Source organism: Pseudomonas sp. MEJ108 (genome assembly GCF_030208985.1).
In the GTDB taxonomy this organism is placed as follows: Bacteria; Pseudomonadota; Gammaproteobacteria; order Pseudomonadales; family Pseudomonadaceae; genus Aquipseudomonas; species Aquipseudomonas fragariae.
On sequence record NZ_JARVSW010000013.1, the window covers coordinates 234,212 to 257,777 of the forward strand.

Here is a 23,566-nt window from a genome sequence, read left to right on the forward strand (position 1 = left end):
ACCGCCCGAAAAAGTGCTGACTACTGTCGGGTCCGCAGCTTTTCAGCCACCCAGCCGACTGCCCAGCTGACGGGGTCATGAGACTGCATGGGCAGCAACGGCTTTCCTTCACGGGCAGCCAGCCGGCCCTGAGCTTCGGCTTCACCGTGAATCCAGATGGTACTTTGCTTGAATCCCTCGGCACGTTGACGCTCCCTGTAATAACGTTGCCGGACAAGCGCATCCTGACGCTTCTTCTCTTGCTCAGACATAACGCACCCAAACTTCAAATGAAGGGTAATAATTGCCCGCAGCGGCCAGCCACTCAAGCATGAGCGGGTGAAGTTTTCTTAATGATGGTTAGCCTTATTATCTAGTTTTCGTTCAGTCACCGTACCGGCGCTGTCACGACACTGAACGGACTGACGTGGCATAATAGCCGGCTAAATTGCGCGGAGAGGACGTGGGGAGTATCGAGCAAGATCAGCCACCCCACCTTAAACAATGACTTACACTCTATTTGGCATCAAAGCCTGCGACACGATGAAAAAGGCTCGTACCTGGCTCGATGAGCATTCGGCGAGCTACGAATTTCACGACTACAAGACCCAGGGCATCGACCGTGAGCACCTCGAGCAGTGGTGCAATGAACACGGATGGCAGGTTGTGCTGAACCGCGCAGGCACGACCTTTCGCAAGCTCGAAGACGGACAAAAGGCCGATCTCGACCAGGCGAAAGCCATAGAACTGATGCTCGCGCAGCCGTCCATGATCAAGCGCCCGGTGCTTGATCTGGGCGATAAAACCCTGATCGGCTTCAAGCCTGACCTGTATGCAGCGGCTTTACAGTAAGCCAGAGCGCTACTGAAAGCCCCTTGATAAAGCCACGAGGTATTTACATGTCCACCACCCTGTTCAGCCTGGCCTTCGGCGTCGGCACCCAAAATCGTCAAGGCGCATGGCTTGAAGTATTTTATGCTCAGCCTCTGATCAATCCTTCTGCGGAGCTGGTCGCGGCTATCGCACCGGTTCTGGGTTACACCGGCGGCAACCAGGCGATCACCTTTAATGTCGACATGGCCTACAAGCTGGCCGAAGCGGCCAAATCCGTGGACGCGACTCAAGCCGCACTGCTGACTCGTCTGGCCGAAAGCCAGAAGCCACTGGTCGCGACCCTGCTGGCTGAAGACGCCACACTGACGTCGACTCCCGAGGCGTACCTCAAGCTGCATCTGCTGTCGCACCGTCTGGTCAAGCCGCACGGTCTGAACCTGGCAGGTATCTTCCCGCTGCTGCCAAACGTGGCCTGGACCAGCCAGGGCGCGGTCGATCTGGCCGAACTGGCCGAACGTCAGCTCGAAGCACGCCTCAAGGGCGAGCTGCTGGAAGTGTTCTCGGTCGACAAATTCCCGAAAATGACCGATTACGTCGTGCCGAGCGGCGTCCGTATCGCTGACAGCGCTCGCGTGCGCCTTGGCGCCTACATCGGCGAAGGCACCACGGTCATGCACGAAGGCTTCGTCAACTTCAATGGCGGCACCGAAGGCCCGGGCATGATCGAAGGCCGCGTTTCCGCTGGCGTATTCGTCGGCAAGGGCTCGGATCTGGGCGGCGGCTGCTCGACCATGGGTACGCTGTCCGGTGGTGGCAACATCATCATCAAGGTCGGTGAAGGCTGCCTGATCGGTGCCAACGCCGGCATCGGCATCCCGCTGGGTGATCGCAACACCGTTGAGTCGGGCCTGTACGTGACCGCAGGTACCAAAGTCGCGCTGCTCGACGAAAACAATGAGCTGGTCAAGATCGTCAAGGCCCGCGAGCTGGCGGGTCAGACCGACCTGTTGTTCCGTCGCAACTCTCAGACCGGCGCGGTGGAATGCAAAACCCACAAGTCGGCCGTCGAGCTGAACGAAGCACTGCACGCTCATAACTGATGCTGTGTGCGGGTTCAAGGCTGCTGGCTTTGAACCCGCCTCCACACGCTGGACGAACAATGCCCCTCTTCTCTCCCTGGCGTGGCGACTTCCCCGCCATCGCCGCCCTGCAACGGCAAGGCCAGACTTATCTGGACAACGCCGCCACGACGCAAAAGCCCCAGGCGCTGATCGACGCCCTGACTCATTACTATGCCAACGGTGCCGCCAATGTGCATCGTGCCCAGCATCTGCCCGGCGCACACGCCACTCAAGCGTTCGAGGCCAGCCGTGGCAAGGCCGCCCGCTGGCTGAATGCCGGCGAGAACGGCCAGATCATCTTCACTCACGGCGCGACGTCTGCGCTGAACCTGCTGGCCTACGGGCTGGAACATGAATTCGCGGCGGGCGACGAAATCGCCATCAGCGCGCTGGAACATCACGCCAATCTGCTGCCATGGCAGCAACTGGCTCAGCGTCGCGGCCTGAAACTGGTGGTTCTGCCGCTGGATATCGATGGCGTGATCGACTGCGACGCGGCAGCCAACCTGATCGGACCGCGCACACGTCTGCTCGCCGTCACCCAGCTCTCCAACGTGCTCGGCACCTGGCAACCGCTCGCTCGTCTTATCGCACTTGCCAAGACCCAAGGCGCCATTACCGTCGTGGACGGCTCACAGGGCGTGGTGCACGGACGCCACGATGTGCAGGCGCTGGGCTGCGATTTTTATGTGTTTTCCAGCCACAAACTGTATGGCCCGGAAGGACTCGGCGTGCTTTACGGGTGCAACGAGGCGCTGCCCAGCCTCGCGCACTGGCAGTTCGGCGGCGAGATGGTGCTGACAGCCGATTATCAGCACGCGAAATTTCGTCCGGCACCCCTGGGTTTCGAGGCCGGCACCCCGCCCATCGCCAGTGTGATCGGTCTGGGCGCTACGCTGGCCTATCTGGACAGCCTCGATCATCAGGCGGTCGCAGAACATGAAGCCAGACTGCACCGTCGCCTGCTTGAGGGCCTGCAACAGCGTGATGGCATCCAGGTTCTGGGCTCGCCGGATCTGGCACTGGTCAGCTTCGTCGTCGACGATGTTCACAATGCTGATGTGGCTCACCTGCTGACCGAACAGGGCATTGCCGTACGTGCCGGTCATCATTGCGCGATGCCGCTGTTCAAGACCCTTGGCCTACCCGGCGCGATTCGCGTGTCACTGGCGCTGTACAACGATTCGGACGATCTGCTGCAGTTCTTCAGCGCACTGGATCAGGCACTGGAGCTGCTTCGATGAGTCTGCCGCCATTGGCGCAAACTGCGCTCGACAGTTTTTCCCGGCCACAAGGCTGGGAACAGCGCGCACGCCTGCTGATGCAATGGGGTGATCAACTTGCGCCGCTGAGTGACGAAGAAAGGACCGACGACAACCTGGTACACGGTTGTGAAAGCAAGGTCTGGCTGACCGGTGAAGTCAGCGACAATGCCTGGCTGTTTCGGGCCGGCAGTGACGCGCGACTGATTCGCGGTCTGGTGGCGCTGCTGCTGGCGCGGGTCAACGGCCTGTCGGACCGGGAGCTGGCAGCCGTGGATTTACCTGGCTGGTTCAATCAGTTGGGCCTCGCCCGCCAGCTCTCACCCTCGCGCAGCAACGGCCTGAATGCCGTACTGCAGAAGATGCGCCAGCTGACTCAAGCCTGATCGGGTGTTACAAGCGCTGGCTTGATCCGCTCCGAAGGCCGTCGCGTGCCCGCCACCAGCTTGTCTACCGCACGGGTAGCGGCAACCATGCCAAAGGTCGCAGTCACCATCATCACTGCACCGAAACCACCGGCGCAATCGAGCTTTACGCCCTCGCCGACGAATTTCTTTTCCAGACAAATACTGCCATCCGGCTTGGGGTAGCGCAGTTGTTCAGTAGAAAACACGCAAGGCACGCTGTAGTGACGGTTCGGCGTGCGTGAAAAACCATAATCCCGACGCAGGGTCGAGCGCACCTTGGAGGCCAGCGGGTCATTGAACGTGCGGTTCAGGTCGGCGATCTGAATCAGGGTCGGGTCGATCTGCCCCCCCGCCCCGCCGGTGGTGACCATCTGAATCTTGCGCCGCTTGCACCAGGAAATCAGCGCAGCCTTGGCGTTGACGCTGTCGATACAGTCGATGACGAAGTCCATGTCCGGGGTGATGCACTCGGCCATGGTGTCGCGGGTGACGAAATCAGCCACCGCGTGCACGATGCAATCGGGGTTGATCGCGCGGATACGCTCAGCCATCACCTCGACTTTCGACTGGCCAACCGTACTGCTGAGCGCATGCAACTGACGGTTGCTGTTACTGACACAGACATCGTCCATGTCGAACAGCGAAATCTCGCCCACACCACTGCGCGCCATGGCTTCCGCCGCCCAGGAGCCCACCCCGCCGATACCCACCACCGCCACATGGGCCGCGCGCAGGCGTGCCAGCCCTTCGATGCCATATAGACGGGCGATACCAGCGAACCGCGGATCTTCTGCGCTCATGATCAATACCTCAAAAACCGGCGCGCATTATAGGGGTTTGTCGACGGCAAGACACCTGACTTGTTCCCGGCAGGCAAGGTCCTGGTCCGTTGACGAACTGACCCAGAGACTCAAGGGAAGTAAAAAATAATGATTTTAGAACGCGATCAACGCCCACTGCCTAAACGCCATTCCGTTTTTGGAAACGCCCGAGGAAAAGAGTCTAAGCATTGCAAACGGCAATGAACGAGGGCGACTAAGGTTAACCAACGCGAAGGGAACTCGCGGCACCAGTGCAACAAGCATGGAGCACGTTTCACACATGGATGAATATTCAAACAAGGCAGGCACGTGGCTGAAAAACCTGTTCAAAACCAGGTTCAATTATCCGCCCAACTGGCCTGCAATGATCTCTGGCGTGGCCTACGCCCCTTTTCGACCGGGCCAAAGCCCCTACAAACAGATTTTTCCGACGCGTGATCAGATAAGAGAAGACCTGCTGCTACTTCGAAGCATTACACGGAATATAAGAACTTACTCGGTGGAAGGGACATTGATGCATATCCCCGAACTCGCCGAAGCACTGGGCATGAATGTCACGCTTGGCGTGTGGATAACAGAGGATGAAACGCACAATATCGAGGAAATAAATGCAGGGATCGAACTCGCCAACCGTTACTCCAGCGTGCAACGCCTGGTCTTGGGAAATGAAGTCCTGTTTCGTGATGATGTTCCCATCGATCTGCTTATTCACTATCTGCAGACCGCACGACGCGCCGTCAATGTGCCTGTTTCGACCTCCGAGATATGGACACAATGGTACGAGACGCCGGACCTCGTCAGGCATGTCGACTTCATTGCCGCCCATATTTTGCCTTTCTGGGAAGGCGTTTCAGCGCTGGACGCGACCGCGATCGTTCTGGCACACGCGAACGAACTGAGAACGAGATTCCCCGACAAGCCCCTCATACTTTCGGAGATTGGCTGGCCGAGCAAGGCCATCGCCAAGAGGCGGATGACGACCTTTGACGCAGAGCACTCGATATACCTGCGCAACCAGATTCCATTACTGGATCAGCACGGCCATGACTATTTCGTGATAGAAGCCTTCGACCAGCACTGGAAGACTGAAGAAGGTCTGCCCGGGCCTAATTGGGGTTTGTTCGATGCAAAGCGCAGATTAAAACTGCACGTCAACGGCCCGGTAAAAATGCCGGTCAACATGCTCTCGGAAATACTCAGGCTTATCACCCGCCTTAAACCGGAGTCGTGGCCTGCAGGCGCCTTGATAATCGTGCTGGCTTATTGCGCATTGTCAGGGTTCGGCATGCACTACTCACAGCCACTGCCCGCCTGGCTCGCGCTGCCTGTCGTCTTTATCTGGGCTGCCAGCGTGCTGACTTACATGGGTATCGAAACGCACGAATTCCTCGAAGCCTGCTGGGGAACGGACACCCCACGCTCTTTCAGCCCCGTCCATCGTCCTGTTGGTCCCGCCCCGAAAGTTTCCCTGCATGTTCCGTGCTACAACGAACCTCCGGACATGGTGAAACGGACTCTCGACTCGTTGCAAACGCTGGACTACCCGGACTTCGAGGTGCTGGTTATCGACAACAATACTCAGGACCCGGCCATCTGGAAGCCTATCGAGCGATACTGTCAGCAGCTCGGCCCTCGGTTCCGGTTTTTTCATGTCAGTCCACTTCCCGGATTCAAAGCGGGTGCGCTCAACTACCTCCTGAGACATACCGCTGAAGACGCAGAGGTAGTGGCAGTCATCGACGCTGATTACTGCGTCCATCGACAGTGGCTCAAACATATGGTGCCCCACTTCACGGACCCGAAGGTTGCAGTCATTCAATCGCCGCAGGATTATCGCGACGGTCACGAAAGCCTGTTCAAGTGTTGCTGTCAGGCCGAGTACCGAGGTTTTTTTAACATCGGCATGGTGATCCGTAACAATCACGATGCAATTATCCAGCACGGCACCATGACACTGATCCGCCGATCAGCACTGGACCGACTGGGCTGGGCGGAATGGTGCATATGCGAAGACGCCGAACTTGGCCTGCGTATGCTTGAAAGTGGTTTCTCCACTGGTTACGCCGCTATCAGCTATGGCAAAGGGCTGACTCCCGATACGTTCATGGACTTCAAGAAACAACGATATCGCTGGGCATATGGAGCTATGCAGATCGTCAAGCGGCACGCCGGAAGCCTGATTGCAGGAAATTGCGCGTCCCTGAGCGCGATGCAACGCTACCATTTCATCGCGGGGTGGATGCCGTGGGTGGCAGAAGGAATGAATTATCTGTTAACGCTGGCTGCGTTGGCCTGGTCGATGGCAATGATCCTCAAGCCCGAGACTTTCGGGCCGCTGCCATGGATATTTTCCACGTCGTTGATACTGATGTTTGCCCTGCGCTCGTTCAAGATGATTGTGCTTTACCGGCGGTTGGTCAGCACACACATCAAAGAGGCACTGGCGGCGATACTGGCCGGCATGGCGCTTTATCCGACCTTGGGCAAGGCAGTGCTGGCGGGGCTTTTCACCTCGGCGATGCCTTTCTACAGAACGCCCAAACATACCTCTGCAAACCGGATCGGACAAAACCTGCTCGATGTAAGGGAAGAACTGTCTACCTTGGCGATCTCCTGGATCGCGATTGTGCTTTTGCTCACAGGCAGGGCATCCATCGATACGAATTCCGGTTTCTGGATAACCATGCTGTTCGCACAATCACTCCCTTATCTTGCAGCCATAACCATGGCTATCTTGTCGGCACGCGCAAACCGCCCGGCACTGCCGACAACCTGACCTATCCACCGGGCACGATAAACGACGGCCTCAGGTCGTCGTTTTGCTTTAAGATATCCGCCTTTTCGCGCCCAAAGTCTTGCTACCGGAGTTCTGTACATGACGGCCCCAGCCGACCTCTCGCCCACCCTCCAACTCGCCTGCGATCTGATCCGCCGTCCGTCAGTGACGCCGGTCGATGCCGATTGCCAGACCGTGATGATGCAGCGCCTGGGCGATGCCGGCTTCAAGCTGGAGCCAATGCGTATCGAAGACGTCGACAACTTCTGGGCCACCCACGGCACCACCGACGGCCCGGTACTGTGTTTCGCCGGGCATACCGACGTGGTGCCGACCGGGCCGCTGCAGAACTGGCAGAACGACCCGTTCGATGCGTTGATCGACGAGCACGGCATGCTCTGCGGACGCGGCGCGGCAGACATGAAAGGCAGTCTGGCGGCCATGCTGGTGGCGGCCGAACGCTTTGTCGCCGACCACCCTGATCACAAGGGCTCGGTAGCGTTCCTGATCACCAGCGACGAAGAAGGCCCGGCGCATCACGGCACCAAAGCCGTGGTCGAACGCCTCGCAGCGCGTAACGAGCGTCTGGACTGGTGCATCGTCGGCGAGCCGTCGAGCACCACGCTGGTCGGCGATGTGGTCAAGAACGGTCGGCGCGGTTCGCTGGGCGCCACGCTGACAGTACGCGGCAAGCAGGGCCATGTGGCTTACCCGCATCTGGCGAAGAATCCGATTCACCTGGCTGCGCCGGCCCTGGCCGAACTGGCCGCCGAGCACTGGGACCACGGCAACGACTTCTTCCCGCCGACCAGCTTCCAGATCTCCAACCTGAACGCTGGCACCGGCGCCACCAATGTCATCCCCGGCGATCTGGTGGCGGTCTTCAATTTCCGTTTTTCCACCGAGTCGACCGTCGAAGGTCTGCAGCAGCGCGTTGCCGATATCCTCGACAGGCATGAACTGGACTGGCACGTGGACTGGGCATTGTCCGGCCTGCCGTTCCTCACCGAACCGGGCGCGTTGCTGGACGCCGTGTCTTCCAGCATCAAAAGCGTCACCGGCCGTGAGACTAAAGCCTCGACCAGCGGCGGAACCTCCGACGGTCGTTTCATCGCCACCCTCGGCACCCAAGTGGTCGAGCTGGGGCCGGTCAACGCAACGATCCATCAGGTCAACGAACGTATTCTGGCCAGCGACCTCGATGTGCTGACCGAGATCTACTACCAGACTCTGGTCAAGTTGCTCGCCTGATGCTGACCTGCCCGATCTGCTCAGCGCCGCTCAGCACTGCCGACAACGGCGTGGTGTGCCCGGCCAATCATCGTTTCGACCGAGCCCGTCAGGGTTATCTGAACCTGTTGCCGGTGCAGCACAAGAACAGCCGCGACCCGGGCGACAATCAGGCCATGGTCGAGGCGCGACGCGATTTTCTCAACGCCGGGCACTACGCGCCGGTAGCCCGGCGACTGGCTGAACTGGCCGCCGAGCGATCCCCCGCGCATTGGCTGGACATCGGTTGTGGCGAAGGTTATTACACCGCGCAGATTGCCGAAGCCTTGCCGCATGCCGATGGCTATGCGCTGGACATCTCCCGCGAGGCGGTCAAACGCGCCTGTCGTCGTGATCCGGCGCTGACCTGGATGGTCGCCAGCATGGCCCGTGTGCCACTTGCGGATGCCAGCTGCCAGTTTCTGGCCAGCGTGTTCAGCCCGCTGGACTGGCAGGAAGCCAAGCGCTTGCTGACCCCAGGCGGCGGGCTGATGCGGGTCGGCCCGACCAATGAGCATCTGATGGAGCTGCGTCAGCGGCTCTATGATGAAGTGCGCGATTACGCCGACGACAAGCACCTGTCACTGGTGCCGCAAGGCATGCAGTTGCAACACAGCGAAACACTGCGCTACACGCTGAAGCTGATCGACGGCCAGTCCCGCGCCGATCTGCTGGCCATGACACCGCACGGCTGGCGCGCCAGCGCCGAACGTCGGGCAGCGGTCATCGAGCAACCAGGACCTTTCAAGGTCACCGTTTCCATGCGCTACGATTATTTCGTGCTGCAATAAGCATTCAACAGAGGCCCCCATGCGCCAACCCGATATCGAGATTTACCTGAAAGACGAAGACGTCGATCACAAGGCAATCGCCCAGTGGCTCGGCAAAGCGCTGGGCTTTTGCAGCGATTGGAAGCAGAAAGGCCAGACCTGGAAATGCACCGCGGGCACTGTCGCCGTGACCTGGCTGCCCAGAGCGGTCGGTAAATGGAACAGCCTGCACCTGGACAGCGATCAGACCCCGTGGGAAGACGACATCGCCTGTGCTCGCGCCGCATTCAAGGCATTGAACGTCGAAGTACGTTGCGCCCCGGGCACCTGGGTTGAAGAAGAAAGCGACGAGACGGCCGACCGCTGGATACGCGTGAGTGCCGACGGTGAGGAAGAGATTACCTGGCGAACCGCGTAGGATTTTTCGCCGCGACGTTCCTGATACGTGCCGTCGTCAGGTGAGCCCGGCTCGGCAAGCGGTCATTCAGACGTGATCCGTTCAGCGCGCGCACCGGCGCTTTTGCCGATCGCTTCGGGATACGTCACACTGGCGCCCATCCAGGGCAATCGCCCGCCCCTCACTCAGCAGAAGCCGTATGACCCGCTCTCCATTCCGTCGCCTTGTGTTCGGCACCCTGCGCCGTTTGTTGTATCTCTGGGTTCGCTCGGAAACCATCAATCAATCGTCTTTTACGCTGAATCTGGACCGCAGCCGCCCGGTGTTCTATGCACTGCAATCGCCGTCGATCAGCGATCTGGCAGTGATCGACACAGAATGCCGCAAGGCCGGTCTGCCTCGTCCGGTGCTGTCGGTAGCGGTCGGCAACCTGATCGAGCCGGCCGCATTCTTTTACCTGACCCCCTCCCCCGACTGGCTCGGTCGCCAGGACAAGCGTGGTGCGCCTCCGACGCTGGAGCGTGTGGTCGCAGCCGTCAGCCAGAACCCCGGCGAAGACGCGCAGATCATCCCGGTGAGCGTGTTCTGGGGCCAGTCGCCTGACCGCGAGTCCAGTGCCTGGAAGCTGCTGTTTGCCGACAGCTGGGCGGTGACCGGCCGCTTACGTCGCCTGGTCAGCATTCTGATTCTGGGCCGCAAGACCCGCGTGCAGTTTTCCGCGCCTATCCACATGCGCGAACTGGTGGGTGAAAACAAAGGTTACGAACTGACCCTGCGCATGACCCAACGTCTGCTGCGCGTGCACTTTCGCAACCTGAAAAGTGCCGTGATCGGTCCCGACGTTTCGCACCGGCGCACGGTGGTCAAAGGTCTGCTGGACGAGCCGCTGGTCAAGCAGGCGATCATCGAAGAAGCCGAGCGTGAACACATCACCCAGGAAAAGGCGCGGGAACGGGCGCTGAGCTACGGCAACGAGATCGCCTCGGACTACACCTATTCAGTGATCCGCTTCATGGAAGTGGTGCTCAGCTGGTTCTGGAACAAGATCTACGACGGCATCAAGGTCAGCCACATCGAAGGCGTTCAGGAAGTCGCGCCGGGGCATGAGGTCATTTATGTCCCCTGCCACCGCAGCCATATCGATTATCTGCTGCTGTCTTACCTGCTGTTTCGCAACGGCCTCACGCCGCCGCACATCGCCGCCGGCATCAACCTGAATATGCCTGTGGTCGGCGGCCTGCTGCGACGTGGCGGGGCATTTTTCATGCGCCGCACGTTCAAGGGCAACCCGCTGTATACGGCGGTGTTCACCGAATACCTGCACACGCTGTTCATCAAGGGCTTTCCGGTCGAATACTTTGTCGAAGGCGGTCGCTCGCGCACCGGGCGCATGCTGCAACCGAAAACCGGCATGCTCGCCATTACCCTGCGCAGCTTTCTGCGCAACTCGCGGATGCCTATCGTCTTCATCCCGGTGTACATCGGTTACGAGCGCGTACTGGAAGGCCGTACTTATCTGGGCGAACTGCGCGGAGCAACCAAGAAGAAAGAGTCGATCTTCGATATCTTCAAAGTCATCGGCGCGCTGAAGCAGCGCTTCGGCCAGGTCTCAGTGAACTTCGGTGCGCCGATCAAACTGGCCGAGTTTCTCGATGGCGAACAACCGGACTGGCGCGAACAGCAACTGGACCCGCAATTTCGCCCCGAATGGCTGAGCGAGACCACGCACCGTCTGGGCGAGCGTGTGGCTCAGCACCTGAACGAAGCCGCTGCCGTCAACCCGATGAACCTGGTTGCCGTGGCGTTATTGTCGACGCAAAGACTGGCGCTGGACGATCAGGCCATGGAGCGGGTTCTCGACCTGTACCTGACCCTGCTGCGCGCCGTGCCTTATTCTCCGCACACGACGTTGCCGGAAGGTGATGGTCGCTCGCTGATCGAGCATGTCAAAGGCATGGACCTGCTCGCCGAGCAAAAAGACGCGCTGGGCAAAATTCTGTACCTGAACGAACAGAATGCGGTGTTGATGACGTACTACCGCAACAACGTGCTACACATCTTCGCCCTGCCCTCGCTGCTGGCAAGCTTTTTCCAGAGCTCGTCGCGCATGACCCGTGAACAGATCCTGCGCTACACACGTGCGCTGTATCCGTTCCTGCAATCGGAATTGTTCATTCGCTGGCCGCTGAACGAACTGGATGACGTGGTCGATCAGTGGCTGGCAGCGTTCGTGGAACAAGGTCTGTTGCGCTTCAAAAAGGACGCCTACGTGCGCCCGGAGCCCAGTTCCCGCGAGTTCGTATTGCTGACCCTGTTGTCGCGCGCCATCGCCCAGACCCTGCAGCGCTTCTACATGGCGATTGCCTTGTTGCTCAACAGCGGGCAGAACACGCTGAGCCCCGAGCAGCTTGAGGACCTGTGCACGGTCATGGCCCAGCGCCTGTCGATTCTGCATGGCCTCAATGCGCCGGAGTTCTTCGACAAGAGCCTGTTCCGGCACTTCATCCAGACCCTGCTGGACCTGGGCGTACTGCGCAAGGACAGTGCTGGCAAGCTGAGCTATCACCCGATGCTGGGCGAACTGGCAGAAGGTGCGGCCAAGCGGGTATTGCCTGCCGAAATCCGTCTTTCGATACGGCAAGTAGCCTTGCACAGCAATGAAGAGGAGCAGGATGTGGGAACCGATCAAGGCGCAGCGTAGGGATCTTCCGCAATTAGCCGGGGATCTTTAGACGAGTGCTTTATGCCTCCCGGCAGTTGCTAAGGTGTGGTTTGTGCCAATGACTGGTACCCACACTCAATAAGGAAATTGAAATGTCCAGCGAACCCCTAGTACGCCTTCAGGGTGAAGTTTATTACCTGCCACGCATCCTGCTGCCAGCGGACTGCAAGCTCACTGTCACCCTGAGTGACATCAGCCTTGCTGATGTTCTGGCCCCTGTCATCGACGTCAGCGAAACACACATTACCAGCCAGGTGCCATTGCCGTTTGAACTGGGCTATGCCGCAGATCGCTACCCCATTCAGGGTCGCAGCTATGCACTGTCGGCACGCATCGAACATGACGGCAAACTTATCTGGATCAACGACACTGTTCATCCTGTTGAACTGACCAACCAGGACCAGAGCGGCCTGAAAATCAAGGTCATTCAGGCAGCCGGCTAATCCGTTCGACACTGCTTGCTCCCTTCAACGGCGCGCCTTCACGCGCCGTTGTCGTTTCACAAGGCTTCATCACCCCCGACATCGATTGACGTGCATCGCTCACGGGCGCAAGTGCCTGTTGCGACTTCCTGATACGCTTGATCACGCACCGCACCACTATCGACCCGGGTTCAGGTCAGAACCCACTTCAACAAGGAAGCTCTCATGCCTCGTTTTTCCTTCACCCTGGCCGGCCTGTGCGCTGGCCTTCTGCTGTCGGCCAACGTCTTCGCCCTGTCGCTGAGCGACCTCTCGCAATCGGACGCGACCGGAGGACTCAAGGATGCCCTGACTCAAGGCGCACAGGTCGCCGTCAAACAGCTCGGCGTGCCCGGTGGCTTCAGCAAAAATGAAGAGGTACGTATCGAGCTGCCGGGCAAACTCGGCCAGATCGCGAAAAAAATGAAAATGCTCGGCATGGGCGCTCAGGTCGATCAGCTGGAAACCAGCATGAACCAGGCCGCCGAAGCCGCCGTGCCTCAAGCTCAGGCCCTGCTTGTAGATGCAGTGAAAAAGATGAGCGTAACCGACGCCAAAGCCATTCTCGGCGGTGGCAAGGACTCGGCCACCCAGTACCTGAGCAGCACCAGCCGCGAGCAGATTCGCGCCAAGTTCCTGCCTATCGTCAAGAAGTCCACCGATCAGGTGGGCCTGGCCCAGAAGTACAACGCCTTTGCCGGCAAAGCGGCGGCGCTTGGCGCGCTTGACAGCAAAAATGCCAACCTTGAAGGCTACGTGACCGAGCAAGCGCTGAACGGGCTGTTCGAAATGATCGCCAAACAGGAAGAAAGCATTCGCGCCAACCCTGCTGCCGCCGCTACGGGCCTGGCGAAGAAAGTGTTTGGCGCACTCTGAGTGCGGGATTCGCGCCTGTATTCACAGGCGCATCTGCGTTTGATTCGGGCTCAGGCCGTCGACGATACAGGCGCTATGCACCGCTCTCGTCTGTGGCTGCCTTGGGCTTCAAGGCCTTCTTCGGGTAGATGTCGTAGCGGCTGGATTTGCCGTCCAGCGCATAGCCCGGCTTGAGGCCGTCGATGCAAGGGGCCTTGCGCGGGCGTTTGACCACCACGCGGTGGGTGGCAAGCGCCAGCGCGGCTTCCAGCAAGGCTGGCGCATCCATGTCATCACCGACCAGTGGCCGGAACAGACGCATTTCCTTTTTCACCAGGGCGGTCTTTTCCCGATGCGGGAACATCGGGTCCAGGTAGATCACCTGGGGCGGCTCGCCTGTCCAGGCGCGGATGAGGTCGATCGAGTTGCCGGTCAACAGGCGCATCCGGGCAATGATCGAACCGACGTCACGATCACCGCGCCCGCGGGCCAGACCATCCTCCAGCAATGCAGCGATGATCGGCTGACGCTCGATCAGGCTCATGTCGCAACCGAGACTTGCCAGCACGAACGCATCCTTGCCAAGCCCTGCCGTTGCATCCAGCACGCTGGGGCGAATGCCTGGCTGAATACCAACCGCCTTGGCAATCATCTGCCCGGTCCCACCACCGAACAGTCGCCGATGAGCCACTGCGCCCTCGACAAAATCGACACGTACCGCGCCTGGCGCATCATCGCCCAATTGCTGCAACTGCAGCCCTTCGTCAGTAAGCTGCAGTGCAAAATCAGCGTGCGCATCGGTCAACGGCAGGCCCAGGCGCTGCGCCCATTGCGCCGCCTGCTCCTGTCCGCCAACGGCCAGGGCTTCGACCCGGATACGACTGCCTGCTTGCTGCTCAATCATTGCGTTTACACACTCAAAAATTGTTAATGTTCGGCAAAGCCTGCCGATAACCAAGTATCCGGCATTTTGCCAGACCCAAGGCCAGTACTGATCGCTATGTCAGAGATTGTTCAATCATCCATCGGCTATTTGTCGCACTCAGGCGACTTTAGCGTACGCAACAGCCGCACACTGGGTGGTGTGACGCAGCTGTGGTCGGATGCATTTGCCCGGGCGATGGCGGATCAGGTCAGTGAAAGCGCTTCAGTCCCCGTGCACCCGACGGCCGTTGAGGTGGATGTAGAAACAGGCGAACCGGTCGCTGGCGCAAAAACCCTGAGCAAGATCGTCGAGCAACGTACCTGCCCGGTCACCGACACCGAGGTCAAGCCTCCAGAGCCGCTGTTCCTGCCGATTGCCGAGTTTGACCTCGATCTTCTGCCTCCGCCTGCAGAACCGTTCAGCATGGCTGAAATGATCGAACAGCAACGCCATCTGGAGTTCGAGAGCCACTGGGTACGCCCTACCGTTCTGAATCCTTATGACGATAGCGTCAAACCAGGCCCTGGCCCGCAGCCACGCCCGCTGCATCTGCCGATTGCCGAATTCGAATGGGAACTGGCCGACAAGCCTGCCCTGCCCCTGGATGAGCAGACCATCGCCGCCCAACAACGCCAGTTCGACTACGAGAACGGCTGGGCACGCCCGCTGATCCTGCAAAACCTGCGGATGGCGGCATAAGCCCCGAACGCTTCCTGCCGGCAGCTTACCGCGTCTTTACCTGCACACCGACCAGCGCCCCATGTCGACGTGAAAATGATCGCGATGCGCTGCGTTGTACTCCGGCCCGAGCACCGTACTGAAATTTTTGCAGGCACCGTCACGCAACAGCCTCAGAAAACGCCCCTTGTCCCCATCATCGTTCCAGTCCTTTAGAACACCGATGCGCTGACCGTCTGCCAGGCGAAAACCTGCCATGTCCAGCGCATTGGCCGTGGCGTGCTGGCTGAGCCGAGCGTTGGTGCGGTTATAGATATTGCGGCAGGCAAAGCTGCCCAAGTGATCGATCCGCGCTACCCGCTGGCCGAAAACGGCCTGGGCGGCAGGCTGCAACGTGTGGATATCAAATAGCGCATAGGCGACCGCCAATGGGCAACTGGCCAGAAAGCTGCTGCTCAGCGCCACGTCGCCACCATGGATACGCAGGGTATTTTGCAGAGGGCAACGAGCAGACGGATCACTGTCGGCCTGGCGACTGAAACGCAACCCCGACGAACTCAGCACCTGATCGCACAGTGCGGGATCGTTCTGCAATCGCGACAGCTTGTAAGCCGTCAGAAAGTTGGGCTCGGCCCGCACATCCAGCGGCGCCCAGGGGTTCCAGCGCTCGGGTACATCGACCCAGCCACGCCAGACTGCCAACGCAGCCATTGCACAGAGCAACAGGAATACCAGCAGCACGCGCATGCTCAACCCTTGACCCGGGCAACAGGGGCGAATCGGATGAAGCGTTTACAAAAAGGGGCAAAACAGCGCAGTTGCGCATCCATAAGCGGGCTCTCCACAAGGTCGGACTCCATCAGCCCACACCTGGAAGACCTCAGAGCAAGCCCAACTGTTCCACCTGAGGCCCGCGATCCAGTTCGAACAATGCCGGCAAACCCGGCAATCGCGCCATCAGTTGCTGGTGAAAGCGCATGGCCTGCTCGGCAGCCCTGATGTTGTCCGGAGTGTGCAGGAAGACATACGGCGTGCGCCCCTCTTCAATCCACACGGCGACCTTTTCCACCCACTGCAGCAGAAACTGATCGTTGGCCTCCAGGTCCGGACCGCCGATGAAGCGCACTTGGGGAAACAGCGTCAGCGCAGCCGGACGAGGCGGCACCTTGGGCTTTTTCGATTGGGCGTGCAGGACTGCAGGATCACTCGAGACACAGCTGAACAATGCCCGCGAATCGAGGCAGATGCGCTCGACGCCTCGGTCCAGCAACAGGCGATTGAGCATGCGCTCTTCGTCACCTTTCATGAAGAAAGCCATGTTGCGCACTTCCACTGCTACAGACACCTTGAGCTCGTCAAGAAAACCGGCCAGTTCGGCCAGGCGCTGCGGTGTGAAGCTGGCGGGCAACTGCAGCCAGAACGGCGCGACCCGTCTGCCCAGAGGCGCAAGCAGGCGAATGAATTCCCCAGCGGCGCCCACCTGCTCACGAAGGTCGCCGTTGTGACTGATGTCTTTATGGAATTTGGCGGTGAAGCGAAAATCGTCGGGCATTATTTCTGCCCAGCGCTGCACCGTAGTGGCGGCGGGACGGGCATAGAACGTGGTGTTGCCTTCGACAGCGTTGAACACCTGAGTGTAGAGGTTCAGGAAATCATTGGGGCGGGCATTTTCGGGGTACAGCGAATCGCGCCAGGCGTTTTCACTCCATGACGGACAACCGAGGTAGTAAGGCAGACGAGACACAATCAGACGTGCAGATCGAGCCCCGATACTTCAAGGTCCCAATCGACAAAACTGGCAGTGGCCATATAACTGGCCAGCGCATGGGCGACACGAGAGCTCATGGAGCGCGGGAAAATGATGTCTTGCGGACGCGCAGGTACGTTGGCAGTGCTGCCAATCGTTGGATCACCCGTTTCACGGCGAGCGCGCGCTGGTGGCGGCGGCAGCTCGGCATCAACCACGACTTCCTCAAAAGAACCTTCGACTGTTGAAGGCGTTTTCTGCGGCTTTCGCTTGATGGGGTACGAGCGTGATGAGGTTCCGTCTATGCGCATCGATTATGTACTCGGCGTCGATAGTGGCAATTTAGCGTTACTGCCTTGTAGTTCGCAAATTGCGTAACGATAACTAGACCACATATCTTGCAACTTGTTATCGCCAAATGAGATTAAAGACCATTCAGACGATAAACGGTAGATGGCAAACTGATATTTTTCCAGCATTGGCTGATGCTGGCGAGTATTGAAAGACGTGTTCATGACGGATCAGACGATTGCGCGGGTCCTGAACTCATTCAATCAACGTGCTTTAGGTGTAGCGACCTTATCGCGCAGGTAGACCGGCTGAGCGTCATCCGCAGGCAGGGCTTCGCCGCGGTGCCAGGCGAAGGTCGCCAGTGTCAACAGATCCTGCGCGTGCGGCAGCATGGCCGCATCATGGCCTGCCAGGCTGAGCGGAATACGCTCTGCATAGCCCCAGCCCGTACCGGCACCAAACCATTGCCCGCTGGCGTGCGCAGGCAGCGTGGCCAGTTCGGGCGCCATGACAGCTTCGTCGCCCAGCAGACGCATCTCTCCGGCGCTCTCGTGATAGCAGCCCCAGTACACCTCGTCCATGCGTGCATCGATGGCCGAGGCCACTTGCGACACGCCGTGCTCGCGCAAGGCGCGCTGCGCCAGCACGGCGAGGTTCGACACGGGCAGCACCGGACGCTCAAGGGCGAATGCCAGGCCTTGCACGACGCCGATGGCAATACGCACACCGGTGAATGCACCGGGACCGCGGCCGAAAGCAATGGCGTCCAGCGCCGACATGGCAATGCCCGCCTCGGCCATCAGGCTTTTGATCATGGGCAGCAGCCGCTGGGCGTGCAGGCGCGGGATCACCTCGTAGTGGCTCAGTACTTTGCCGTCATGCAGCAAAGCGACCGAGCAGGCTTCAGTGGCGGTGTCCAGGGCCAGCAAGGTGGTCATCGGTGTTTCCGTCGTGGTCAATGTGAAAAAGTGCAGCAGTATAAATGACAAATGGCCCGCAAGCGGGCCATTTATTGTTCAGCCTGCGAGCCTCAGCTCAAGGCTTTCAGTACTTTTGCAGTGATGTCCTCAACCGAACCGACGCCCGGAATATGGCTGCACTTGGGCTTGCCGTTCTTCGCTTCCAGCTGGCTGTAGAACTCGACCAGCGGCTTGGTCTGCGCGTGGTACACGGACAGGCGATGACGCACGGTTTCTTCGACGTCGTCCTTGCGCTGCAGCAGCGGTTCGCCGGTCACATCATCGATACCTTCAACCTTCGGCGGATTGAAGATAGTGTGGTAGATGCGCCCGGAACCTTCGTGAACCCGGCGGCCGGACATGCGCTTGACGATTTCTTCGTCATCGACCGCGATTTCCAGCACATGGTCGATTTCCAGACCGGCGTTCAACAGGGCTTCGGCCTGTGGAATGGTGCGCGGGAAGCCATCGAACAGCACGCCGTTCGCGCAGTCCGGCTCGGCCAGACGGTCCTTGATCAGGCCGATGATCAGGTCATCGGAAACCAGACCGCCCGCGTCCATGACGCTCTTGGCCTTCAGGCCCAGCTCGGTTTCAGCCTTGACTGCAGCGCGCAGCATGTCGCCTGTCGAAACCTGCGGGATGCCGAACTTTTCAGTGATGAATTTTGCCTGAGTACCTTTACCGGCCCCGGGAGCTCCCAGCAGAATCACGCGCATCGTCATGCTCCTCAAATTTTTTATAGTGAAATCATCGGATTCGCCTCGGGGGCCAATCTAAAAAATGAATCAGGCCAATAGGCCGAAAGGCTGATCAAGATACACAGCAGACCGAGGCCGCACAAGCCGCCGAAAGTCGCAGTAACCGCAGGCGTACCGGCTTGTCGGCCTTGATTTCAGAGTGACATGACCTATATCAACGTTTAAGGCAGACCCGCCTGGAAAACCCGCGCTGGCCATCGCCGGACTGAAAAGGCCCGACGATGACATTGGCCGGATCCATCAGCCCGTGTTGCGCAGACCGGCAGCAATCCCCGCTACAGACACCAGCAGCGCCAGTTCCAGAGGACTGTCCAGACTGGCTTCACGATTACGCGAGCGCGACAGCAGCTCCGCCTGAAGCAAATGCAACGGGTCAAGGTAAGTGTTGCGCAGACTGATGAATTCCAGCGTTTCAGGGCTGTGGGCCAGCAGTTGCGTCTGCCCGGTCAGCCCCAGAACCACATTGCACGCCTGCGACAATAGGTCGCGTAAATGTGCGCCCAAATGTTGCAGCTCGGCGCTGACCAGACGTTCGTCGTAGAGTCGGGCGATGTCCGCATCGGCTTTGGCAAGGACCATTTCCAGCATGTCGATGCGCGTTCTGAAGAACGGCCACTGCTCACGCATCTGCGCCAGCACCTCGCCTTCGCCGCGCTCCAGCGCTTTGCTCAGCGCGGCCTCCCAACCCAGCCAGGCGGGCAGCATCAGACGCGTCTGCGTCCAGGCGAAGATCCACGGAATGGCACGAAGACTTTCTACACCGCCCTCGCGGCGCTTGGCCGGACGACTGCCAAGTGGCAAGCGCCCCAGCTCCTGCTCGGGCGTCGCCTGACGGAAATACTCGACGAATTCGGGATTCTCGCGCACCACCGCTCGGTAGGCACTGACCCCGTCGTCGGCCATCTGGTCCATCATCGTCCGCCACGCTGGCTGCGGAGGTGGCGGTGGCAACAGGGTCGCTTCCAGCACGGCAGCCAGATACAGATTGAGGTTCTGCTCGGCGATGTCCGGCAGACCGAATTTGAAACGAATCATTTCCCCTTGCTCGGTGGTCCGGAAACGCCCGGCCACAGAACCCGGCGGCTGCGAGAGGATCGCCGCGTGCGCCGGGCCGCCGCCACGACCGACTGTACCGCCGCGGCCGTGGAACAGCAGCAATTCGACCTGCTGCTCGCGGCAGATCTCCACCAGCCTTTCCTGGGCGCGGTACTGCGCCCAGGCCGCCGCAGTGGTGCCGGCATCCTTGGCCGAGTCGGAATAGCCGATCATCACCTCTTGCGGGCCGTGCAGACGCGAGCGATAGCCCGGCAGCCCGAGCAGCGTCTCGATCACCGGCCCGGCGTTATCCAGGTCGGCCAGGGTCTCGAACAGCGGCACCACACGCATGGGCCGCTGCAGCCCGGATTCCTTGAGCAGCAGTTGCACGGCCAGCACATCCGAAGCCGAGCCGGCCATCGAGATGACATAGGACCCCAGCGACGCGGCCGGGGCGGCCGCCACCTCGCGGCAGGTTGCGAGAACCTCTGCGGTATCGGCGGCCGGTTTGAAGTAGCTCGGCAGCAGCGGCCTGCGGTTATTCAATTCACGCAATAGAAAGTCGATGCGGGTCTGCTCATCCCACTCTTCGTAGCGCCCCAGCCCCAGATAATCAGTGATTTCGGTCATCGCTGCGCAGTGACGGCTGGAATCCTGACGAACATCCAGACGCACCAGGAACAGGCCGAATGTGACCGCACGACGCAGGCAATCCAGAAGCGGGCCGTCGGCGATGACACCCATGCCGCATTCGTGCAGCGACTGGAAGCACAGCAGCAGCGGGTCGAGCAGTTCACGGTTGTCTCGCAGCACCGCTTCCGGCGCAGGCAGGGTTTCGCTCAGTGAGGCATTGGCCCAGTTGCGCGTCGCGCGCAAGCGCTCGCGCAGGCGTTTGAGTTCTGCCCGATAGGGTTCGGCGCTGTCACCCACGCTGGCACGCAGAGCATCGCTAGCCTGCTGCATCGACAGTTCTGCGGCGAGATTGTCCACGTCACGCAGGTACAGGTCAGCGGCCATCCAGCGCGCCAGCAACAGCACTTCGCGGGTGACAGCGGCGGTGACATTCGGGTTGCCGTCGCGGTCGCCGCCCATCCAGGAGGCAAAACGGATCGGCGCGGCTTCCAGGGGCAGATGCAGACCGGTGGCCGCATGCAGCGCATGGTCTGCCTTGCGCAGGTAGTTTGGAATGGCGTGCCAGAGGGAATGTTCGATGACCGCGAAACCCCATTTGGCTTCATCGACCGGGGTGGGTCGGATGCGCCGGATCTCTTCGGTATGCCAGGCCTCGGCAATCAGCCGCTGCAGGCGCGAAGTAATCTGTGTGCGCTCGATGCTATTGAGATCGCGATGATCAAGTGCAGCCAGCTGCGCTGCGATGGCGTCGTATTTCTGAATCAGCGTGCGACGTGCCACTTCGGTCGGGTGCGCAGTCAGCACCAGGTCGATTTCCAGCTTGCTGAGCTGGCGTGCCAGGGCATCAGGTGAGTGGCCTTCGGCCTTGAGGCGATCAAGCAGTTCGGGCAGTACTCGCGACTCGAATGGCAGCGGCTGTTTATCATCGCGGCGGTGCATGAGCTGATATTGCTCGGCAATATTGGCCAGGTTGAGAAACTGGTTGAACGCACGCGCCACCGGCAGCAGCTCATCATCACCCAGCCCGTCGACGCTGGAGCTGAGTTGCTCGGCCCCTTCTGCGGAACCGCGCCTGCCCGCTTTGGCACCTTTGCGAATACGCTCGATCTTGTCGAGAAATTCCGCACCTCGCTGCTCGCGAATCGTATTCCCCAACAGCTCACCCAACAGGTGAACGTCTTCGCGCAGACGCGCATCGATATCGGCCATCGTTCCTCTCCCGTTTTTTATCTGGGCTCAGTTGCGTACCCGCTCGGTAGCACGGGCGTACGTGAATTCGAATCCGCTATGCCAACAGTGCACCAAAAGTCTGCGGTTGGACAAATGCTTCAGCAAAAACCTGAACGCGATCAGGGTTATTGAACGGGGTTCGACGCGCCTTCATATGATGATCAACATATTGGCACTCGTCTGAATGCCTCTGAAAATTCCTGACCGGTCAGTAGATATTTATCTGAACTATTCAAAAACCGCGAAGGTCGGAACCATTAACCATTACAGGAAAGCCCGAAAGGCAGTAGGCGGTTGTAGAACCTGATGCCCGGACTTGATGCAACGACTGTCATGGATAACCACGTTGGAGTCAGACATTGGAGTTGATCAACATGAACACCCTAACTGCCAAAACCAAATTCAAAGGCCTGCGCGGTCTCAAGCTGGCTGCGCTGGCACTCGGTAGCACCTTTATCCTGGCCGGCTGTGCCGGTAACCCGCCCTCCGAGCAGTACGCGGTTTCGCAATCGGCAGTCAACAGCGCTGTCAGCGCTGGCGGTACCGAGTTCGCGGCGGTAGAAATGAAGTCGGCTCAGGACAAGCTCAAGGCTGCTGATCTGGCCATGCAGGATCACAAATACGATGAAGCACGCCGACTGGCTGAACAGGCCGAGTGGGACGCTCGCGTAGCAGAACGCAAATCTCAGGCCGCCAAAGCTGCCAAGGCCGTGCAGGACGCTCGTCAAGGCGTCAACGAACTCCGTGAAGAAGGCCTGCGTCAGGTGCAGTGATTGCCCTGTACACCCTTCTGTTTTCATGAATTCGTAACTGATTAAAGGACGACCCTATTATGCGTAAACAATTGATGATCCCTGCTCTGCTGGCCATGAGCGTTGCCCTGGCAGCCTGTGCAACCAAGCCGAACCCTAACCTGGAACAGGCTCGCAGCAACTTCACCGCGCTGCAAACCAACCCTCAGGCCACTCAAGTCGCAGCCCTTGAAACCAAGGACGCCAGCGAATGGCTGACCAAGGCAGAACAGGCCTTCCGCAACGATGAGGACGTGCAGAAAGTCGACCAACTGTCGTATCTGACCAACCAGCGCGTCGAGCTGGCCAAGCAGACCATCGCCCTGCGCACTTCTGAAGCAGCGCTGCAAAATGCTTCTGCCGACCGCGCCAAGGCCCGTCTGGAAGCACGTGACGCGCAGATCGCTGCACTGAAAAACAGCCTGAACGCCAAGCAGACCGAACGCGGTACGCTGGTGACCTTCGGTGACGTGCTGTTCGACTACAACAAGGCCGAACTGAAGCCGACCGCCCAGGGCGACATTGGCAAGCTGGCTGCCTTCCTGCAGGAAAACCCTGATCGCAAAGTGATTGTCGAAGGCTACACCGACAGCACCGGTTCGGCTTCCTACAACCAGTCGCTGTCCGAGCGTCGCGCCAACTCGGTGCGTATGGCTCTGGTACGCATGGGTGTAGACCCAGCGCGCGTTGTGACCATGGGTTATGGCAAGGAATACCCGGTTGCTGACAACACCAGCAACTCGGGCCGCGCCATGAACCGTCGTGTGGAAGTGACTATCTCCAACGACAACCAGCCTGTTGCACCGCGCTCTTCGATGAAATAAGCGACTGAGCTGCTGCAC

General features: G+C 59.6%; 23 protein-coding genes. 14 read left to right on the forward strand and 9 right to left on the reverse strand.

Annotation, left to right across the window (positions count from 1 at the left end; all coding sequences use genetic code 11):
* Positions 1–20 precede the first annotated feature (20 nt).
* Positions 21–251: a hypothetical protein gene (locus QRN50_RS07405; RefSeq protein WP_024639899.1), complete on the reverse strand. Its 231-nt coding sequence runs from the start codon at positions 249–251 to the stop codon at positions 21–23.
* 232 nt (positions 252–483) lie between these two features.
* On the opposite strand from QRN50_RS07405, the gene QRN50_RS07410 reads away from it, so the two are divergent.
* From QRN50_RS07410 to QRN50_RS07425, 4 genes are read left to right on the forward strand one after another with little or no spacing between them, the layout of a single operon-like run.
* Positions 484–831 (forward strand): ArsC family reductase, encoded by a 348-nt coding sequence (locus QRN50_RS07410; protein WP_003314287.1) that lies wholly within the window; start codon positions 484–486, stop codon positions 829–831.
* Positions 832–878: 47 nt separating this feature from the next.
* Positions 879–1,913: a 2,3,4,5-tetrahydropyridine-2,6-dicarboxylate N-succinyltransferase gene (dapD, locus tag QRN50_RS07415; RefSeq protein ID WP_024639898.1), complete on the forward strand. Its 1,035-nt coding sequence runs from the start codon at positions 879–881 to the stop codon at positions 1,911–1,913.
* Positions 1,914–1,972: 59 nt separating this feature from the next.
* Positions 1,973–3,178 carry an aminotransferase class V-fold PLP-dependent enzyme gene (locus tag QRN50_RS07420; RefSeq protein ID WP_024639897.1) on the forward strand — a complete coding sequence of 402 codons (1,206 nt, stop codon included), beginning with the start codon at positions 1,973–1,975 and terminating at the stop codon, positions 3,176–3,178.
* Positions 3,175–3,582: a SufE family protein gene (locus QRN50_RS07425; RefSeq protein WP_024639896.1), complete on the forward strand. Its 408-nt coding sequence runs from the start codon at positions 3,175–3,177 to the stop codon at positions 3,580–3,582. The genes QRN50_RS07420 and QRN50_RS07425 overlap by 4 nt, the downstream gene beginning before the upstream one ends.
* On the opposite strand, the gene tcdA is transcribed toward QRN50_RS07425, so the two are convergent.
* Positions 3,573–4,403 (reverse strand): tRNA cyclic N6-threonylcarbamoyladenosine(37) synthase TcdA, encoded by an 831-nt coding sequence (gene tcdA / locus QRN50_RS07430; RefSeq protein WP_004406281.1) that lies wholly within the window; start codon positions 4,401–4,403, stop codon positions 3,573–3,575. The genes QRN50_RS07425 and tcdA overlap by 10 nt on opposite strands.
* A 301-nt stretch (positions 4,404–4,704) precedes the next feature.
* Between tcdA and QRN50_RS07435 the strand changes: the two genes are divergently transcribed.
* The 7 genes from QRN50_RS07435 to QRN50_RS07465 all read left to right on the forward strand — a co-directional run bounded on the left by QRN50_RS07435 (position 4,705) and on the right by QRN50_RS07465 (position 13,695).
* Positions 4,705–7,200, forward strand: coding sequence for a glycosyltransferase family 2 protein (locus QRN50_RS07435; protein WP_096126439.1), 2,496 nt, complete (start codon positions 4,705–4,707; stop codon positions 7,198–7,200).
* A gap of 99 nt (positions 7,201–7,299) precedes the next feature.
* Positions 7,300–8,451, forward strand: a complete 1,152-nt coding sequence (dapE, locus tag QRN50_RS07440) for a succinyl-diaminopimelate desuccinylase (protein WP_003409292.1) — start codon at positions 7,300–7,302, stop codon at positions 8,449–8,451.
* Complete coding sequence (locus QRN50_RS07445; protein WP_004406286.1) at positions 8,451–9,260, forward strand: putative RNA methyltransferase; 810 nt, start codon at positions 8,451–8,453, stop codon at positions 9,258–9,260. The genes dapE and QRN50_RS07445 overlap by 1 nt, the downstream gene beginning before the upstream one ends.
* 19 nt (positions 9,261–9,279) lie before the next feature.
* On the forward strand, positions 9,280–9,657 hold the full coding sequence (locus QRN50_RS07450) for a hypothetical protein (protein ID WP_004406289.1): 378 nt from the start codon (positions 9,280–9,282) through the stop codon (positions 9,655–9,657).
* Positions 9,658–9,835: 178 nt separating this feature from the next.
* Entirely contained in the window at positions 9,836–12,337 is a 2,502-nt protein-coding gene (gene plsB / locus QRN50_RS07455) for a glycerol-3-phosphate 1-O-acyltransferase PlsB (RefSeq protein ID WP_011266965.1), read from the forward strand.
* A 113-nt stretch (positions 12,338–12,450) separates the two neighbouring features.
* Complete coding sequence (locus QRN50_RS07460; protein ID WP_011266964.1) at positions 12,451–12,801, forward strand: YbaY family lipoprotein; 351 nt, start codon at positions 12,451–12,453, stop codon at positions 12,799–12,801.
* A 204-nt stretch (positions 12,802–13,005) separates the two neighbouring features.
* Entirely contained in the window at positions 13,006–13,695 is a 690-nt protein-coding gene (locus QRN50_RS07465; protein WP_024639891.1) for a DUF4197 domain-containing protein, read from the forward strand.
* A gap of 73 nt (positions 13,696–13,768) precedes the next feature.
* Here QRN50_RS07465 and QRN50_RS07470 read toward each other — a convergent pair whose 3' ends face one another.
* On the reverse strand, positions 13,769–14,578 hold the full coding sequence (locus QRN50_RS07470; RefSeq protein WP_011266962.1) for a class I SAM-dependent methyltransferase: 810 nt from the start codon (positions 14,576–14,578) through the stop codon (positions 13,769–13,771).
* A 96-nt stretch (positions 14,579–14,674) separates the two neighbouring features.
* Here QRN50_RS07470 and QRN50_RS07475 point away from each other — a divergent pair, with 96 nt between their 5' ends.
* On the forward strand, positions 14,675–15,298 hold the full coding sequence (locus QRN50_RS07475; protein WP_004406299.1) for a hypothetical protein: 624 nt from the start codon (positions 14,675–14,677) through the stop codon (positions 15,296–15,298).
* 36 nt (positions 15,299–15,334) lie between these two features.
* On the opposite strand, the gene QRN50_RS07480 is transcribed toward QRN50_RS07475, so the two are convergent.
* From QRN50_RS07480 to ppc, 6 genes are all read right to left on the reverse strand, one after another.
* Positions 15,335–16,024, reverse strand: a complete 690-nt coding sequence (locus QRN50_RS07480; RefSeq protein WP_096126440.1) for an extensin-like domain-containing protein — start codon at positions 16,022–16,024, stop codon at positions 15,335–15,337.
* 133 nt (positions 16,025–16,157) lie between these two features.
* A complete protein-coding gene (locus QRN50_RS07485; protein WP_096126441.1) occupies positions 16,158–17,021 on the reverse strand; it encodes a DUF72 domain-containing protein in 864 nt (287 codons plus the stop codon).
* Between the two features lie 2 nt (positions 17,022–17,023).
* Positions 17,024–17,335, reverse strand: coding sequence for a hypothetical protein (locus QRN50_RS07490; RefSeq protein WP_011266960.1), 312 nt, complete (start codon positions 17,333–17,335; stop codon positions 17,024–17,026).
* A gap of 243 nt (positions 17,336–17,578) precedes the next feature.
* On the reverse strand, positions 17,579–18,253 hold the full coding sequence (gene tsaB, locus QRN50_RS07495) for a tRNA (adenosine(37)-N6)-threonylcarbamoyltransferase complex dimerization subunit type 1 TsaB (protein WP_004406315.1): 675 nt from the start codon (positions 18,251–18,253) through the stop codon (positions 17,579–17,581).
* A gap of 92 nt (positions 18,254–18,345) precedes the next feature.
* Positions 18,346–18,993 (reverse strand): adenylate kinase, encoded by a 648-nt coding sequence (gene adk / locus QRN50_RS07500; RefSeq protein WP_058398420.1) that lies wholly within the window; start codon positions 18,991–18,993, stop codon positions 18,346–18,348.
* A gap of 282 nt (positions 18,994–19,275) precedes the next feature.
* Complete coding sequence (ppc, locus tag QRN50_RS07505) at positions 19,276–21,912, reverse strand: phosphoenolpyruvate carboxylase (protein ID WP_011266958.1); 2,637 nt, start codon at positions 21,910–21,912, stop codon at positions 19,276–19,278.
* A gap of 380 nt (positions 21,913–22,292) precedes the next feature.
* Here ppc and QRN50_RS07510 point away from each other — a divergent pair, with 380 nt between their 5' ends.
* Both QRN50_RS07510 and lptF read left to right on the forward strand, forming a co-directional pair.
* Positions 22,293–22,706: a DUF4398 domain-containing protein gene (locus QRN50_RS07510; protein ID WP_003409265.1), complete on the forward strand. Its 414-nt coding sequence runs from the start codon at positions 22,293–22,295 to the stop codon at positions 22,704–22,706.
* Between the two features lie 59 nt (positions 22,707–22,765).
* Positions 22,766–23,548: a lipotoxin F family OmpA-related lipoprotein LptF gene (gene lptF / locus QRN50_RS07515; protein WP_011266956.1), complete on the forward strand. Its 783-nt coding sequence runs from the start codon at positions 22,766–22,768 to the stop codon at positions 23,546–23,548.
* Positions 23,549–23,566: the final 18 nt, after the last annotated feature.